This window comes from Mycobacterium sp. DL, from assembly GCF_039729195.1.
GTDB classification, from domain to species: domain Bacteria; phylum Actinomycetota; class Actinomycetes; order Mycobacteriales; family Mycobacteriaceae; genus Mycobacterium; species Mycobacterium hippocampi_A.
The window spans coordinates 5,043,251-5,058,214 of record NZ_CP155796.1 but is presented as its reverse complement, the minus strand read 5'-3'; the positions used below and the strand labels follow the sequence as shown (position 1 = coordinate 5,058,214).

Here is a 14,964-nt window from a genome sequence, read left to right as displayed (position 1 = left end):
CAGCGGCGCCCCGATCTCGGCGCCTTGTCCAGCAGGACAAAGCCTCATTGCATTTCTGATGCGATTCGCCAAATGATTCGCGTCACATCCCCGGTTTACTGCACCCATGACCGACTCCACGTACCAGATGCTGGCCATCGGACTGTATTTCGCCGCGATGATCGCGATCGGCTACTACGCCTACCGCCAGACCAGCGATCTGGACGACTACATGCTCGGCGGCCGAAGGCTCAGTCCCGGCGTGGCAGCACTGTCCGCGGGGGCGTCCGACATGTCCGGTTGGCTGCTCCTCGGGGTGCCCGGCGCCATCTACGCAGCGGGCCTCGGCGAGTCGTGGATCGTCATCGGCCTGGTGATCGGCGCCTATCTCAACTGGCGCTTCGTCGCCCCGCGCCTACGCGCCTACACCGCGATCGCCAACAACTCGATCACGGTGCCGAGTTTCTTCGAGAACAGGTTGCGTGATCATTCGCATGTCCTTCGGATCGCGGCCGGGGTGATCATCCTGGTGTTCTTCACGTTCTACGTGTCCTCGGGCATGGTCGCCGGAGGCGTGTTCTTCGAAACCACCTTCGGCTCGTCGTACTTGCTGGGCATGCTGCTCGTTGCGGGAATCACGTTGAGCTACACGCTGTTCGGCGGCTTCCTCGGCGCCACGCTCACCGACGTCGCGCAAGGGTGTCTGATGCTCGCCACCCTCATCGCGGTACCCGTGGTCACCATCATCGCCGTCGGCGGTCCCGGTGAGGTGCTCAACGCGATCCAGGCTTCCGACACCGCCCAGAATCTCGCCGACCCCGGCAATGAAATCCATCGCACCTCCCTGTTCTACGGAGGAAGTGTGATGGCCATCCTGTCCGCTGCCGCCTGGGGACTCGGCTACTTCGGCCAGCCGCACATCATCGTCCGGTTCATGGCGCTGCGCTCCCCCGCCGACGCCAAGGCCGGTCGTCGCATCGGCATCAGCTGGATGGTGCTCAGCTCCCTGGGCGCCATCGTCACCGGCTTCGCGGGTTTCGCCTACTTCTACAATCGCGGCGAAACGCTGGACAATCCCGAAACGGTGTTCCTGGAACTGGCGAAGATCATGTTCCACCCCTTCATCGCCGGGATCGTGCTCGCGGCAGTGCTCGCCGCAGTCATGTCGACCATCTCCTCGCAGTTGATCGTCTGCTCGTCGGCCCTCGTCGAGGACATCTACAGGGCATTCGGCAAGGAAACGAGTCCGACGAGGCTGGTCGCCTATGGCCGGCTCGGGGTGCTGACGGTCGCCATCGTCGCGATCGCCCTCGCTCTGAACCCGGATGGATCGATCCTCGACCTGGTCGGCTTCGCGTGGGCGGGCTTCGGTGCGGCGTTCGGTCCGCTCATCATCTTGTCGCTGTTCTGGCGCGGACTCACCTCCCCCGGCGCGATCGCCGGCATGATCAGCGGCGCCGTGGTGGTGGGGATCTGGGGTCAGACCGAGGCGTTGGCCAGCGCGATGTACGAGATCGTTCCCGGCTTCATCGCCTGCGCGGTTGTCGCCACGGTGGTGTCGCTGATGACCGCGCGCCAGAACGACGACATCGACCGCGAGTTCACCGAGATGGACGCGGCAGTGCGTGAACCGGCCGTCGCCGCCGCCACCGCCGAATGATCACGGCGCGGCACAAGACTGGTGTCAGCACCCACTCGATAACGCCGTTATGGTTACATGGCATACGTGAGCGCACCCCGCCATTCCCTGATCGAGGCGGGAGTGCGCATCCTCGAACGCGACGGGCTTCCCGCGCTCAGTGCGCGCAATGTCGCGGCCGAGACCGGCACCTCCACGATGGCGGTGTACACACACTTCGGCGGAATGACAGGCCTGCTCGATGCCATCGCCGGGGAGGTGTTCATCCGTTTCACCCGGGCGTTGACCGAGGTGCCCGAAACCGACGATCCCGTGGCCGACTTCCTGGCGATGGGACTCGCCTACCATGACTTCGCGCTCGCCAATCCTCAGCGATACCAACTGATCTTCGGCACCTCCGCACCGGCCTCGCTCACGGTCTACCGCACCGACATCACCGTCACCGGAAGCGCAACCAACCGCGCCGAATGGGCCCCGTCCTTCGGGGCGCTGCACAGTGCCGTGCGCCGGATGATCGCCGCCGGCCGCATCCGCGACGACGACGAACTGGCGGTGGCGGGGCGGTTGTGGAGCCTCAACCACGGCGCGGTGATGCTGGAGATGGCCGGATACTTCGGGCATGAAGGGCACGGACTCACCCAGATCCTGGGACCTCTGGTGATCGACACCCTGGTGGGGATGGGTGATGACCGTGACGCAGCGATGAAGTCGATGAACGCGGTCGTCGCCGCGCTCGCCGAGAACGCCTGACTCAGTTCCCTTTGCGAACTTCGTGTTCCAATCGCTGCACATAGGAATCGATGTCGCCGATCGCCGACTCGGCCGCATGCACACTGATCACGATCGTCTCGCCGATGCCGTGCACACCGTGGGTCAACGCCATCATCGGGGACAGGCCGGGGAATCCGGCGGTCAGCGTCACCGGAGCCCCACCGAAATGCAGATCCTTCGCGCCGCGGTTGACGCTGGACACCACTGTGTTCCCGGTGGCTGTGGGCCACCGGGTGTCGGGATCGAACTGGGCTACGCCCCAACGGAGCACCGGTGCCGGAACCGCCGCGAATGCCGCGCTCTCGGCGCGCATCGCCGGGTGGGAGGCGCGCCGCCGGCGTTGCTCCAGCTCGACGCTGATCCGTTGGGCCCGTTGGTCGAAGGCCAGGTCCGGGTACAGGCCGACACCGACGTTGCCGAAATGATTGTGCGCCGCGCGCGGACCTGACTTGGCCATCGGCACCTCCGCAGCGAGCTGCGACGGGTCGTCGCCCAACGCGCGGAGCTGCCCGGACAGCGCCGCGGACACCGCAGCCAGCACCCCCACCGTCACCGTCGGCCCTCGCAGCCGCCCGCGGTCACACATCACTGTCCGCACGTGGCGAGATCCCGACGGTCGCGCGTTGCTACGCAGCAACGGGCGCGACGGTGCCTGGCCGGGAACCAATCCGGCACGGCCGTCACGCACCAACCGGCGATGCGCGAGCGCCGAGTCGAGTGCGCGCTGTGGGAGCGCAGTCGCGGAACCCCGCGGCGCCGGGACGGCATCCACCTCGCCGGCGCGGCCGAAAAGATGGCCGGCCAACGCCGCGGACCGGACCCCGTCACCGAGTGCATGACAGATCTGCACGACGACCACGGTGGCGCTGCGGGCGCCGGGAATGCCGTCGATGTCCGGGAACACGTGCACCCGCCAGGTCATCTCCCGCGGATCGAGCTGCCGGTCAACCAGATTCGTCACCGCGGCCAGACAGGACGCCCAGGTGCGGTCGGCCAACTCGTGGACGACGAACTGGTCCTCACCGATCCCGCGGGGCACCCAGGCCGGGTAGGTCCAGAAACCGGTTTCGGCGATGCACAGCCCCAGTTCGGCACAGCCCCGTGCCCGATCCGCCACCACCTCGACAGCGTGACCGATGTCGGCCGACCCCGGCCCGAAGGCGTAGAGCAGGAACTGGTCGCTGGGGACCGCAGCGGACATCCAGTAGGTCTGCGCATCGATCGCGGCGAGTCGGCGCACCGTCATCGACGCGCGAACCTATACGGGGTCGAACTGCGAGATGAGCCAGCGGTTGTCGACCTTGTCCAGCGTGACGCGCACGCTGGACGCCGTATCGGTGGGCGGGTCCTGGCCGACGCTGACGGTCTGGTTGACGAACACCAGCACCACCGCCTCGGTCGGGGATGCCGACACCGACGCCGCGGCCGGCACCGAGGCGACGGCGGAGATCTGCCTCTGCTGCGCACCGGGGATCACCACGTCGTTGGTGAGCGCGGTGTACGAATCGCGGAATTCTCCGGTCAGCAGCTCGCGCGCATCCCCCAGCTGCTGCTCCACCGTGTCGGGTGCATACGACAGCAGCGCGATGGTGATGTCTCTTGCCGCCTGCACCGATGTCGACGCCGCCAGGTCAGCGCTACGGACCGAGTTGTCCCGCCACTTCAGGTATCCGGCGCCCAGAGCGAGGACCAGGGCCAGCGCGGGCAGCAGCACGAAGGCGACCAGCCGCGACCACTGGATGCCGCGCTTGGGCGCGTCCGGTTCGGCCTCGGGGTGGTCGGCGTCGTCGGACGCGACCTCGGTGGCCTCGTCGGCAGTGTCTCCACCCGCAGTGTCATCGTCGGCAGTGTCATCGTCGGCGGGGCCGTCGGCCTCGGTGGTCTTCTCCGTGGTGTCCTCGACCGTGTCATCGACCTCGGTCTCAGCACCCACAGCGGTGTTGTCCTTCTCCAAGCTCACAGTCGCCTTGTCCTCGTTGTCCTTGCTCACGGGACGAACTCCACATTGGACACCTTGGCTTCGTCACCGATCTTCTCCACCAGGATCCGCATCCGCCATGCCCGCGGTTCCTGTTCTGGCGCACCGGCGTTCGACGTCCGCACCGTGACTGCGACCAGTACCTGCGCCTCGTTGTCGCTCTCGGACTCGATGCCCGCCTCGGCGATGGTGCCGACCGACTTCGATTGCGCCTGCTTGACGACCTCCACGAACGGTTGCGCACGCTGCTGGAAGTCGTCGTAGAAGGTGCCGGTCGCGGAGTCCAGAATGCGCTGGACATCGGCCTCGGCGTTCTCGAAGTCGATGCTGGTGAGATTCAGCGCACCCTGACGTCCCACCTGCAGGAACAGCGCGCTCTCGGCCGCAGCCTTGTTCGACTCGTACGCCCGGAAGCCCAGCCAGCCGGTCAGCCCGGCCAAGGCCAGAACACCGGCAAGCCCGCCGATGAGGGCGAGCTTGACGTGCGAGATCGGGGTGCGCACGGGAGCTTCGGCCTCGTAGTCCTCGGCTTCGGTGTCCCCGGCTTCGGTGTCCTCTACGTCGGTGCCCTCGGCTTCGTCCCGGGCGTCCGACTCGCCCGCGTCGATCTCGTCGGCAGCCGTCACCTCGGCGGCTGACTCCTCGACAGCCGTGGACTCTGGTTCCACCGCACCGGACTCTTCCACCCCGGCTTCATGGTTCGGCTCCGAGGTCTGCTTGCTCAATTCCCCGTCGGGGGCAGCATCATCGACTGCCATGTTTGCTCCTCTTCGGCACTGCGGGCCAGGTTGGACTGTGTGTACACATGTCCGTCCGGTCCAACGTACGTGCCGCTCGCCGGGTCGTATTCGGCGGCTGCGATCGGAGGCGGCGCGGGAGCCGCTGGCGGAAGCGCTTCTGCAGGTGGTGCCCCCGGCCGTAGCTGAGGGACGGCCTGGCCGGAGATCGTCGCGTTGGGGTCGCCCTTCCAGTTGTACCCGTCGTTGAGCGGTACGTAGTTCTCATCGCTCTCGCACATCTTCGCGGTCGGCGCGCGTTTGCCGGGCCTCGTGACGCACGGGATATTGCGGGCACCACGAACGTTGAACGCACCGTCCTGCGGCACGCGGCAGTACACGTCGCCCGCCGGGCGGTCGGGATAGTCCTCGAACGTCGGTGCCCGCTGCTGCTGGGCCGGCAGGAAGCCGGTGCTGCACGGCGGCGGAATGTTGAGGTTCAGATTCAAGGTGAGGTAGTCACCCATGTAGTCCTGTTTCGTCCCGTTCTTGGCCACGCCCACGCCCTGGGTCACCGCGGTGCCCTGCGGAAGCAGCACCAGCAGTTGCTCGAGGTTGGGCTGGTAGGTGACGGCGACCTCGCCGACGTTGACCAGATTGGCCAGCACGATCGGCAGGGTGGGTTGGAGCTGGTCGAGCAGCGCCCGCACCTCCTCGGCGGCGCCGGGACCGGTGCTGAGGAGGCCCGACACCGACGCATCCTCGCTTCGCAGCTGCCCGGTGACGTTCGCCAGGTTCGCCGCCCACGCCTGGATCGAGCCCGAGGTGTCGGTCTGGGAGTCCAAAATCGGACGAACGTCGTCGATCACCGTCGTCAGCGAATCGAGGTCCGCCCTGGCGTCGATCGCCAACTGGGTGGAACCGCTGACCAACCGCCGCAACTCCGGACCGAGCCCGCCGACCGCCAGGTACGCCTCGTCGACCACGGTGCGGAGGTTGTCCTGCGGAATCGCCTGCAAGCCACTGTTGGTGAGCTCGAGCACGGTGTTCACATCGACGGGCACCGACGAGCGGTCCCGCGGGATCACGTCGCCGTCGCGCAACTCCGGGCCGTCGCTGCTCTGGGGCAGGAGCTGGACGAACTGCTCGCCGACCGCCGACTGGCTGCGCACCTCGGCGATCAGGTCGGCGGGGATCGGCACGTTGGAGTTGAGCGAAAGCTTGGCCTCCACACCGGATTCGGTCAGGTCGACGCTGTCGACGATGCCGACCTGCGATCCCCGGTAGGTGACGTTGCTGCGCTCGTAGAGCCCGCCGGTCTCAGGCAACTCGAGGGTCACCCGGTACTGGCCGATGCCCATCAGTGCCGGCAGCCTCATGTATCCGAAGAGCATGATTCCCAGTGCCGTCACCGCGATCACGGAGAAGATCGCCAGCTGGATCAGCATCTGTCTTGTCACACGCATGTCATGGCCCCTGATCCCAGCGGTACGGCGCGAGCAACGGGTTCCCCGGGGTGGTCCCCGGGGACTTCCACGCCACCGACGGCGAGTTGGGCGCGGTGCAGGGGCTGGGCATCTGGCCGATGGTCCGGCCCCACTGCAGCTCCAACCATGTCAGGTCGCACTCCCACCGGGTTCCGGTGAAGAAGCCGGCGTCGATCCGACTCAGCGTCAGGTCGACGATCAGTGACAGGTTGGCGTAGTCGCCGCGCAGCCAGTTGGTCAGTGTCTCCTTCGGGAACGGGAACGTCGGCAGGAAGCTCAGTGACCGCGTCAGCGCAGGTCCGGCATCGGCCAAGGACTGCAGCACCGGGCCGAGATCCTTGAGTTCCTGCACGAGCGCTTCCCGGGTCTGGTTGACAGAGTCCGCCGCCAAAGCGCTGAACCTGCCGAGCTGCACCAGTGTCTCGGAGAGGGCATCGCGTTGGTCGCGCAGCACCGACAGCGCGTCGGGGATCGTCTGCAGCGCCCTGTCCACGACCGGTTTCTGTTCGGCGATCTGCCCGATCAGGCCGTCGAGGCTCTCCGCGGTGGCGATGATGTCGTTCTTCTGGTCGTCGAGGTGCCCGATCGCGATGTCGAGTTGCTCGATCAGGCTGCGCAGGTCGTTCTCACGCCCGGTGAAGGCAACGCTGAGCGCCTCGGTGATGTCCTGGATGTTGCCGAGACCACCACCGTTGAGCAGCAACGCGACCGCGGCCAGTGCCTGCTCGGTGGTCGGGAACGCACCTGAGGAGGCGAGCGGGATCAGCGAGCCGCCTTCGAGGCGGCCTTCCGGAGCCTCGTCGGCGGGCGCCGCCAACTCGATGTGCTGCGAACCCAGCAGGCTGGTCTGGCCGATCTTGGCGGTTGCGTTGGCGGGCAACACGACGTCACGGTCCAGCGACATCGTCACCAGTGCGTTCCAGCCCTGACGCTCGATTTCGGTGACGGTGCCGACGTTGACGTCTCCGACGCGGACCCGGGAGTTGCGTTCGACGTTGTCCACGTCGGGCATCTGCGCCTGGATGGTGAACGAACCCGGTCCCATGCCCTCGACACCCGGCAGGGGAACAGAGTTCAGGCCCCGCCACCCACATCCCGAGCTGACCAGTGTCACGGCGAGCAGCGTGACACCGACACCGGTGCGGACCCGCATCATGAGCCCGCCCCCGCCGGAACCATCAGCCCGTGCAGTCCGTCGGTCGGGTTGGTGGCGACCGGCGGCATCTCGGCCGCCAGCGGCGGAGCATCGGCCAGCGCCGTTGCCGGTGCGGGAACCCCGGCCGGTGCCGGGACCGGCGGCGCAGCAGGCGGCGGTGGCCCACCGGGCGGGATGTAGTCCGGACGCAGCCAATCCTCGCTGTAGGTCAGCTCATTCGGGCGCGTGCTCGCACCGATGAGCTGGTTCAGACCCAATGGCGGGAAGTTGTACTGCCGGTTCTTCATGATCGGCGCCAGGTACTGCACGCACAGCTTCGACGACTGCTCCGCTCCCAGCCTGGACGCGGCCTGCACTGCGCCGCAGAGGAATTGGATCGGGTTGGCGAAGTTGTTGACCGCGAGGATGGCGCTTGCCGCACCTTGGGCGGGCTGCCAGATGTTGACGTAGTTCTGGAACGTGTTGGGTGCACTGTGCAGGAACTGGGTGATGTCGTCGAGGCTCTCGTCGAGCGCCGTGGTCACCCCCGCCAGCTTCTCCGACGTCGTACCGAGGGCATCGCGGTTCTCGGCGACGAAGGACTGGACCTCACCGACGGCGGCGTTGAGATCCCGCACCGCCGTGCCCACTTCGCCGGGATCATCGGCGAGCAGCCCGCTGACCGAAGCCAGGTTCTGGTTGAGCTGCCGCATCAGGTCTGTGCTGTCCTGCAGCGCCGACACCAGGATCGCCAGGTTCTTGATGGTGGAGAAGATGTCGGTGCTGCGATCCCCCAGCGCCGAAAACGCCTGCGACAGCTTGATGACCGTCTCGCGGATATTGGCGCCCTCGCCCCGCAGGTTGTCTGCGGTGGTGTTGATCACCGACCCCAGCGGACTGACGCCGCCGGGCTCGGTGGGCTGCAGCGTCTCGCTGAGCCGTTCCAACTGCCCCCGCACCTGATCCCACTCGACGGGCACCGCGGTCCGCTCCTCGGGGATCACGGTGTTGTCGGCCATCACCGGACCGCCGGTGTAGACGGGCGTCAACTGGATGGCACGGGAGGTCACCAGCGCCGGCGACAGGATCGCGGCGTTCGCATCTGCGGGTACGTCGTAGCGGCTGTCGTACCAGAACGTGATCTTCACCCGTTCCGGCTCGGGATCGATCGAGGTGATCCTGCCGACCGGCACCCCGAGGATGCGGACGTCGTCACCGACGTAGATGCCGTTGCTGTTGTCGAAGTAGCCGACGACATTCACCCGGTTGACCGAGTCGGTGGTCCGCACCAGAACGGCGACACCGGCGACCAGCAGCAACGCCAGCACAGCGGCGACCCAGGTTCGGGGATTTCTCATGGGGTGCCCTCCACGGTCGCGATCGGAGGTGCCTCACCGGGCGCAGGGACGTACACCGGATTCGGCGTCGGGGCCGGGACGGAGCCGAGTCCGTGCGGTGCCTCAGCCGGTGGTCCCGGCGGCGGACCGCCCGGCGGCGGTGCGGGCGGCGGCTCACGGTACGGATAACAACCGGTGGGACCGGGCGCAGGCAGGCCTCCCGGTCCACCCGGGCCGCACCCCTGGTCGCCCACATTGCCGGTGATGGCATCGGGGATCGTCATCCGAGGTTCGCCACCCTGGCCGGTCCTCGGGAACGGCACCGGCATCGCGGGCGTGCCGGGCTGGCCGACCTGCGGGTCGCTGCGCTGGGACGGCAGCAGCACGTTCGGGTCCAGTCCCAGATCGGAGAAGGCCACGTCGATGAACGGCTGAAGGAACTGCCCGGGCAGCAGATTGGAGATGTAGTTCTTGAAGAACGGACCCGACGAGACCGACTCGCCCAACGACAGCGAGTACTGGTTCAACAGGTTGAGCGACTTCTGCAGGCGTTCTTTGCGGTTGTCCAGGATCGTCAGAACCCCGTTGAGCTTGTCCAACGCGGGTTTCATCGTTTCGCGGTTCTCGCCGATGAAGCCCTGGAGTTGTTGGCTGAGCGCGGAGATGCTGCCGGAGATCTGATCCAGCGCCGCACTCTGGCTCTGCAGTTCGGCCAGTAGCGCATTGGTGTTGGAGACGAGGCTGACCACCTGATCGCTGCGTTCGGCCAGCACGGTGGTGGCCTTGTTCGCATTGGCAAGCAGGCCACGCAGTTCCGCGTCGCGCTCGTTGAGGGTGTCGGAGAACCGCGCCACGCCCTCGACCGCGATCTTCAACTGCGGTGGTGTGTCGGCGAACGTCGCCGAGAGCACCCGAAGCGAATCGGACAGCTGATCGGTGTCGAGGCCGCTGATCGTGGTCGCGAGCTCACCGAGGGCGTCCGGGAGTTGGTAGGGCGAGGTGGTGCGGGCCAACGGAATGGTGCCGTCCTGCTGGCCGTCACCGCGCGCGACGACCTCCAGGATCTTGGTCCCGAGCAGGCCCTTGGTCTTGATCGCCGCCTCGGTCCGGTCACCGAGCCGGATGTCCTTATCGACCGTGAACGTCACCAGCACCTGGGGTCCGTCCAGCTCGATGGACTTGACCTGGCCGACCTTGAAGCCCGAAACCTGTACGGCCGCATCGGTGGTCAGGCCGCCGGCCTCGGCGAAGTTGGCGGTGTACTCGCGTCCCTGCTCGACGAACGGCAGTCGCTCGTAGTTGATCGCCCCGAGCACGATCGCCGCGGTGGCGGCGAGGCCGACGGCACCGACCACGAACTGGTTGCGTTCACTGAAAGGCTTCATCGCGGTGCGCACCTCCCGGTGTCCTGGCCGGCCACCTTCACATACACCGGTTGTCCGCCCTTGCCGTTGAGCTTGAGCACGAGGTCGCACAGGTAGAAGCTGAAGAAGTCACCGTAGATGCCCTGCCGGGCCAGCGCCTGGTAGGCATCCGGCAGCGTGTTGAGGAGGTTGTCGAAGTAGTCGGCGTCCGCGACGACGATCCCGGCGGTTCGGTCCGTCTCGTTGACCACCTTCTGCAGAGGCGGACGAGCCTCGGACAACAGGTCGGCGATGGTGCCCGCCGCGGCGTTGGTGTAGGCCAGCCCGCTGCTGATCTCTTCGCCCCGGGATTCCAGCCCTTCCACCAGTTCCGAGAGTGAGTCGACCGCCTTGCCGAACTGGTCGCTCTGATCACCCAGCGACCCGAGCACGGTGTTCAGGTTGATGATGACGTCACCGATCAACTGGTCCCGGTCGGCCAGCGTGCTCGTCAGGGCGGCGGTCTGCGCCAGGAACGAGTTGATGGTGCCGCCCTGGCCCTGCAGGGCGGTGATGAGCTGACCGGACAGCGCGTTGATCTGTTCGGGATCCAGCGCCTGGAACAGTGGCCGGAAGCCACCGATCAGTGCATCGAGATCCAGTGCCGGTGAGGTGAGGGCCAGCGGAATGGTGTCCCCCGGGTTGAGCCTCTCTACCCCGCCCGCGCCTTCCTCCAGCGCCAGGTAGCGGCCGCCGATCAGATCGTCGTATCGGATGACAGCTCTGTTGCCCTGGGTGAGAACCACCGAATCGTCTGCGGAGAACTCGACCAGCGCGGTGGTGTCGGGCTGGATCTCCACCTTCGTGACCTTGCCGACCTCGACACCGGCGATCCGGACGAAATCGTTGGTCTCCAACCCGGTCACGTTCACGAACTCGGCGCGGTACTGATGGGACTTCTCGCCGAACCGCATCTGCCCGAACACCGCGAACAGAGCGAACACACCGAGCAGGCACACAGCCAGGAACACCCCGAGACGCACTGCGTCTCCACGGATATTCGCTGTCATCGGTTACCTCTCATGATGGTTGGTCTGCTCCGGTCATGGCACTGGGTAGTAGGGCGGTAGAGGTGCGGGCTGTCCGGGCACGGCCGGAACCGGGGGCGGGACCTGTTGCCAGGGAACGGCCGTAGGTTGCAGCTGCGCAGGATTAGGAACCACGAACGGCTCGCTACCCGGCGTCGGTCCCGGATCCCGCGGAGCCCCTGGCGGTGGCGCCGGTGGCAGGCCGGGCCACAGCGGTGTGCCGTCGGGCGCGTAAAGCTGCGCACCGTAAGCCGGGGCGCCGGGGTACGGGATCGGTCCGATGGCGGGTCCGCCGAACAGGTTGCGGATGCTCGGCGGCTCCGGGACCGCACGGGTCACCGGCAGGTAGTTGGCGTAGATGGGGAAGGAGATGCCCGGGTTGGGGCGCCAGTCCAGCCCGCTGCCGAAGCCGGTGTTGGTGACGAGATTGCGTACCGGCCAGTTCTTCGACACGTCCGGCAGCGAGCCACAGCCGGGCTTGCCGCCGGGGCCACCCTTGGCGCCGATGATCGGCAGATGTCGCGGGTAGTTGTAGGGGTCGTCGCCCAGCGCCAATCCGGCATCGAGCACCAGCGAGCGGCCGTTGCCGCCGGGGCTTTCGTACCCACCGTTGTCGAGGAGGTGCTTGGCGCCCAACAGCAGGCAGGTGTACGACGGGTTGTACTTGTAGAGCAGGTTCGTCGTCGGCTCCAGCACGTTGATGGCCTTGATCAGGTTGGCCTGGTTCGGTGCCAGCAGGCTGATACCGCTGTTGGACAGCCCGATCGTGGACAGCAGCAACGCATCCAGTTCCTGGGACTGGTTCACCACGGTGGTGCTTGTTGTGCTCGCCGCGTCCAGCGTCGTCAGGATGTCCTGCGCGGCCGAACTGAACGTCTCGTTGAAGGAAGTCAGCGCCCGGAGGTCGGAGGTGATGGTTTCGTTGCGCGGGTTCAGCGCGAGCAGAACCTCATTGGCGTCGGTGGTGGCCTGGCCGATGCGCTCACCCTGACCGCGGACGCCGTCGGCCAGAGCCGACAGGGTGCTGTTGAGCTTGGCTGCATCAACCTGATCGAGCACCGCGACGAGGTTCTGGAACACGGTGTTGACCTCGGTGGTCACGTTCCGGGACTGCAGTACCTGGCCCGCCTCGAGGCGGCCGGTGGGGTTGTCGGGGAACACCAGATCGACGAACTTGGCGCCGAAGATCGTGGTCGCGCGGATCTGCGCCTCGACGTTGGACGGGATGAATTGCAGCTTGTCCGGGTCGATCTCGAGGCGCAACGCGACCGGGGGGTTCTCCTGACCCGTCACCCCGATGCCGGAGACCCGGCCCACCTGCACGCCGCGCAGTTTGACCTTCGCGTTGGTCTCCATGACCAGGCCCGCCCGGTCGGAGGTCAAGGTCACGGGGACCGTGGATTTCAGCGTTCCGGTGAACAGTGCATACGTCAGCCACACGGCCACGGCGAGCACCGCGACCAGGATGAGCGTCCACCACCCGGGTTGCAGACCTTCTTCGTCCATACCTCAGCCCGCCAGGTTGAAGTTGCCGGATTGCCCGTACACCGCAAGCGAGATCATCACCAGCACGAAGGCCGACACGATCAACGACGTGCGCACAGCGCGCCCGACGGCCTCGCCGACCCCCGCGGGCCCGCCGCGCGCCGTGAAACCGTAGTAGGTGTGCACCAGCATGATCACCACTGCCAACGCCACGCACTGGATCAGTGACCAGAACAGATCGACCGGGTTCAGGAACGTCCGGAAGTAGTGGTCGTAGACGCCGCTCGACTGTCCGTAGAGGACCGTCGTGCCGAATCGAGCCGCCCAGAACGACGCGAGCACGCCAACGCAGTACAGCGGAATGACCACGAGCAGACCGGCAATGACCCGGGTGGAGGCCAGATAGGCGACGCTGCGGATACCCATCACCTCGAGCGCGTCGATCTCCTCGTTGATCCGCATCGCACCGAGTTGCGCGGTGGCACCCGCGCCGATGGTCGCCGACAGCGCCACCGCCGTCGTCGCCGGCGCGATCAGACGCACGTTGAAGAACGCCGAAGCGAAGCCGGTGAGTGCCTCGACGCCGATTTCGGCGAAGTCGGTGTAACCCTGCACCGCCACCAGTGCGCCGGTGGTCACGGTGAGGAATCCGACGATCGCGACCGTGCCGCCGATGACGATCAACGCCCCTGCACCCAAACCCATCTGGGCGATCAGCCGGAGAAGCTCGACGCGGTAGTGGGTGATGGCCACGTGGATCGAGCGCAGCGTCCGGCCGTAGAACTTGGCCTGCACGCCGACGCTGTTCCATGGATCCACCACGGACCGGAACCGGGCTTTGAGCCACGGGAACTGAGAGTGGGGCCGCGAAACGGTCACATCGTCACCTTCACCGCGACCGCCGTGGCAACGATGTTGATGGCGAACAGCGCCATGAAGGTGAACACCACGGTCTCGTTGACCGCGTTGCCGACACCGGCCGGTCCACCACCCACCGAAATACCCTTGTAGCAAGCGATGAGGCCGGCCGAAAGCCCGAACAGCGCGGCCTTCACCAGCGCGATGAAGACGTCGGTGGCACCGATGATCAGTGTCAGGCCGGAGGCGAAAGCGCCCGGGGAAACGTTCTGGATGTACACGGTGAAGAAGTAGGCGCCGGCCAATCCGACCAGGATGACCGTGGCCGACAGGGCCAACGACACCAGCATTGCCGCGAGCACCCGCGGAACGACAAGAGCCTGAATGGGATTGATACCCATCACCCGCAGCGCATCGAGTTCCTCGCGGATCGTGCGCGCGCCCAGGTCGGCACACATCGCGGTGGCGCCTGCACCGGCGACCACGAGCACGGTGACGATCGGGCCGATCTGCCGCACGGTGCCCAGCGCCGCGCCGGTGCCGGAGAAGTCCGCCGCACCGAACTCCCGCAGCAGGATGTTGAACGTGAAGGTCAGCAGCACCGTGTAGGGGATGGTCAGCATCAGCGTCGGCAGGATGGATACCCGTGCGACGAACCAGGACTGGGAGATGAACTCGCGCCACGCGAACGGCGGCCTGAACATCGCCACGAACGTGTCGAGCGCCATCGAGAAGAATCCGCCGACTGCCCGGACGGGTTTGGCGACAACGCTAGAAGCGACCATCTAACGGGTCCTTCCTCGTGAACACCTCACCGCCATCGGCCGCTGTCCCCTCCGACGAAGCCTGCGCTCAGTCAGTTCGGCTGACGTTACACATGTGAGGACGCTGAGGAACCTTATATCAACAAAAATTGACGCGGCAACAGGAGACCACTTCCGCGCAGCACCGGGGCGATCTCGGCGTCCTGGGTCCAGCACCCTCGCACAGCGAACACCCTGTTCAGGGCCGGTCTCGATAGTGAAGGAGCGTCGCGGTGAACGGCTGGGGGCCCGCAACAGCGGGCTCGATAAGTCCCAGCAGTGGTCCAGTCCGGTCCGGTCCCGGCACGTGATCAGGAACGAGACGGCCTCGGTGAACGCGATCTG

13 protein-coding genes are annotated in these 14,964 nt (G+C 66.5%); 2 read left to right on the top strand and 11 right to left on the bottom strand.

The genetic code is table 11. The annotated features are described in order from the left end of the window. Positions 1–106: 106 nt before the first annotated feature. Together putP and ABDC78_RS24205 are read left to right on the top strand one after the other, a co-directional pair. Positions 107–1,639: a sodium/proline symporter PutP gene (putP, locus tag ABDC78_RS24210; protein ID WP_178358044.1), complete on the top strand. Its 1,533-nt coding sequence runs from the start codon at positions 107–109 to the stop codon at positions 1,637–1,639. 66 nt (positions 1,640–1,705) lie between these two features. Continuing rightward, the gene (locus ABDC78_RS24205) at positions 1,706–2,368 is read left to right on the top strand and encodes a TetR/AcrR family transcriptional regulator (RefSeq protein ID WP_347133215.1); all 663 of its coding nucleotides are present in this window, start codon (positions 1,706–1,708) and stop codon (positions 2,366–2,368) included. Between the two features lies 1 nt (position 2,369). Here ABDC78_RS24205 and ABDC78_RS24200 read toward each other — a convergent pair whose 3' ends face one another. From ABDC78_RS24200 to ABDC78_RS24150, 11 genes are read right to left on the bottom strand one after another with little or no spacing between them, the layout of a single operon-like run. Next, entirely contained in the window at positions 2,370–3,635 is a 1,266-nt protein-coding gene (locus ABDC78_RS24200) for a WS/DGAT domain-containing protein (protein WP_178358046.1), read from the bottom strand. Positions 3,636–3,647: 12 nt separating this feature from the next. Next, positions 3,648–4,379 carry a hypothetical protein gene (locus ABDC78_RS24195; RefSeq protein WP_347133214.1) on the bottom strand — a complete coding sequence of 244 codons (732 nt, stop codon included), beginning with the start codon at positions 4,377–4,379 and terminating at the stop codon, positions 3,648–3,650. Continuing rightward, positions 4,376–5,125 (bottom strand): Mce protein, encoded by a 750-nt coding sequence (locus ABDC78_RS24190; RefSeq protein ID WP_178358047.1) that lies wholly within the window; start codon positions 5,123–5,125, stop codon positions 4,376–4,378. Before ABDC78_RS24190 ends, ABDC78_RS24195 begins: the two co-directional genes overlap by 4 nt. Then, positions 5,089–6,549, bottom strand: a complete 1,461-nt coding sequence (locus tag ABDC78_RS24185; RefSeq protein WP_178358048.1) for an MlaD family protein — start codon at positions 6,547–6,549, stop codon at positions 5,089–5,091. Before ABDC78_RS24185 ends, ABDC78_RS24190 begins: the two co-directional genes overlap by 37 nt. 1 nt (position 6,550) lies before the next feature. Continuing rightward, positions 6,551–7,726 carry an MCE family protein gene (locus tag ABDC78_RS24180; RefSeq protein ID WP_306172904.1) on the bottom strand — a complete coding sequence of 392 codons (1,176 nt, stop codon included), beginning with the start codon at positions 7,724–7,726 and terminating at the stop codon, positions 6,551–6,553. Further along, the gene (locus ABDC78_RS24175; protein ID WP_178358049.1) at positions 7,723–9,063 is read right to left on the bottom strand and encodes an MCE family protein; all 1,341 of its coding nucleotides are present in this window, start codon (positions 9,061–9,063) and stop codon (positions 7,723–7,725) included. Before ABDC78_RS24175 ends, ABDC78_RS24180 begins: the two co-directional genes overlap by 4 nt. Continuing rightward, positions 9,060–10,427, bottom strand: coding sequence for an MCE family protein (locus tag ABDC78_RS24170; RefSeq protein WP_178358050.1), 1,368 nt, complete (start codon positions 10,425–10,427; stop codon positions 9,060–9,062). The genes ABDC78_RS24175 and ABDC78_RS24170 overlap by 4 nt, the downstream gene beginning before the upstream one ends. Next, positions 10,424–11,455, bottom strand: coding sequence for a virulence factor Mce family protein (locus tag ABDC78_RS24165; protein WP_178358051.1), 1,032 nt, complete (start codon positions 11,453–11,455; stop codon positions 10,424–10,426). Before ABDC78_RS24165 ends, ABDC78_RS24170 begins: the two co-directional genes overlap by 4 nt. A gap of 33 nt (positions 11,456–11,488) precedes the next feature. Beyond that, positions 11,489–12,979: an MCE family protein gene (locus ABDC78_RS24160; protein ID WP_178358052.1), complete on the bottom strand. Its 1,491-nt coding sequence runs from the start codon at positions 12,977–12,979 to the stop codon at positions 11,489–11,491. Positions 12,980–12,982: 3 nt separating this feature from the next. Then, positions 12,983–13,837 carry an ABC transporter permease gene (locus ABDC78_RS24155; RefSeq protein ID WP_178358053.1) on the bottom strand — a complete coding sequence of 285 codons (855 nt, stop codon included), beginning with the start codon at positions 13,835–13,837 and terminating at the stop codon, positions 12,983–12,985. Beyond that, complete coding sequence (locus ABDC78_RS24150) at positions 13,834–14,601, bottom strand: ABC transporter permease (RefSeq protein WP_178358054.1); 768 nt, start codon at positions 14,599–14,601, stop codon at positions 13,834–13,836. Before ABDC78_RS24150 ends, ABDC78_RS24155 begins: the two co-directional genes overlap by 4 nt. Positions 14,602–14,964: the final 363 nt, after the last annotated feature.

Coding starts and splice junctions, on each gene's coding strand:
- ABDC78_RS24150 (WP_178358054.1), bottom strand. CDS start 14,601: ATGGTCGCTTCTAGCGTTGTCGCCAAACCCGTCCGGGCAGTCGGCGGA.
- ABDC78_RS24175 (WP_178358049.1), bottom strand. CDS start 9,063: ATGAGAAATCCCCGAACCTGGGTCGCCGCTGTGCTGGCGTTGCTGCTG.
- ABDC78_RS24190 (WP_178358047.1), bottom strand. CDS start 5,125: ATGGCAGTCGATGATGCTGCCCCCGACGGGGAATTGAGCAAGCAGACC.
- ABDC78_RS24180 (WP_306172904.1), bottom strand. CDS start 7,726: ATGATGCGGGTCCGCACCGGTGTCGGTGTCACGCTGCTCGCCGTGACA.
- ABDC78_RS24160 (WP_178358052.1), bottom strand. CDS start 12,979: ATGGACGAAGAAGGTCTGCAACCCGGGTGGTGGACGCTCATCCTGGTC.
- ABDC78_RS24200 (WP_178358046.1), bottom strand. CDS start 3,635: ATGACGGTGCGCCGACTCGCCGCGATCGATGCGCAGACCTACTGGATG.
- ABDC78_RS24170 (WP_178358050.1), bottom strand. CDS start 10,427: ATGAAGCCTTTCAGTGAACGCAACCAGTTCGTGGTCGGTGCCGTCGGC.
- ABDC78_RS24185 (WP_178358048.1), bottom strand. CDS start 6,549: ATGCGTGTGACAAGACAGATGCTGATCCAGCTGGCGATCTTCTCCGTG.
- putP (WP_178358044.1), top strand. CDS start 107: ATGACCGACTCCACGTACCAGATGCTGGCCATCGGACTGTATTTCGCC.
- ABDC78_RS24165 (WP_178358051.1), bottom strand. CDS start 11,455: ATGACAGCGAATATCCGTGGAGACGCAGTGCGTCTCGGGGTGTTCCTG.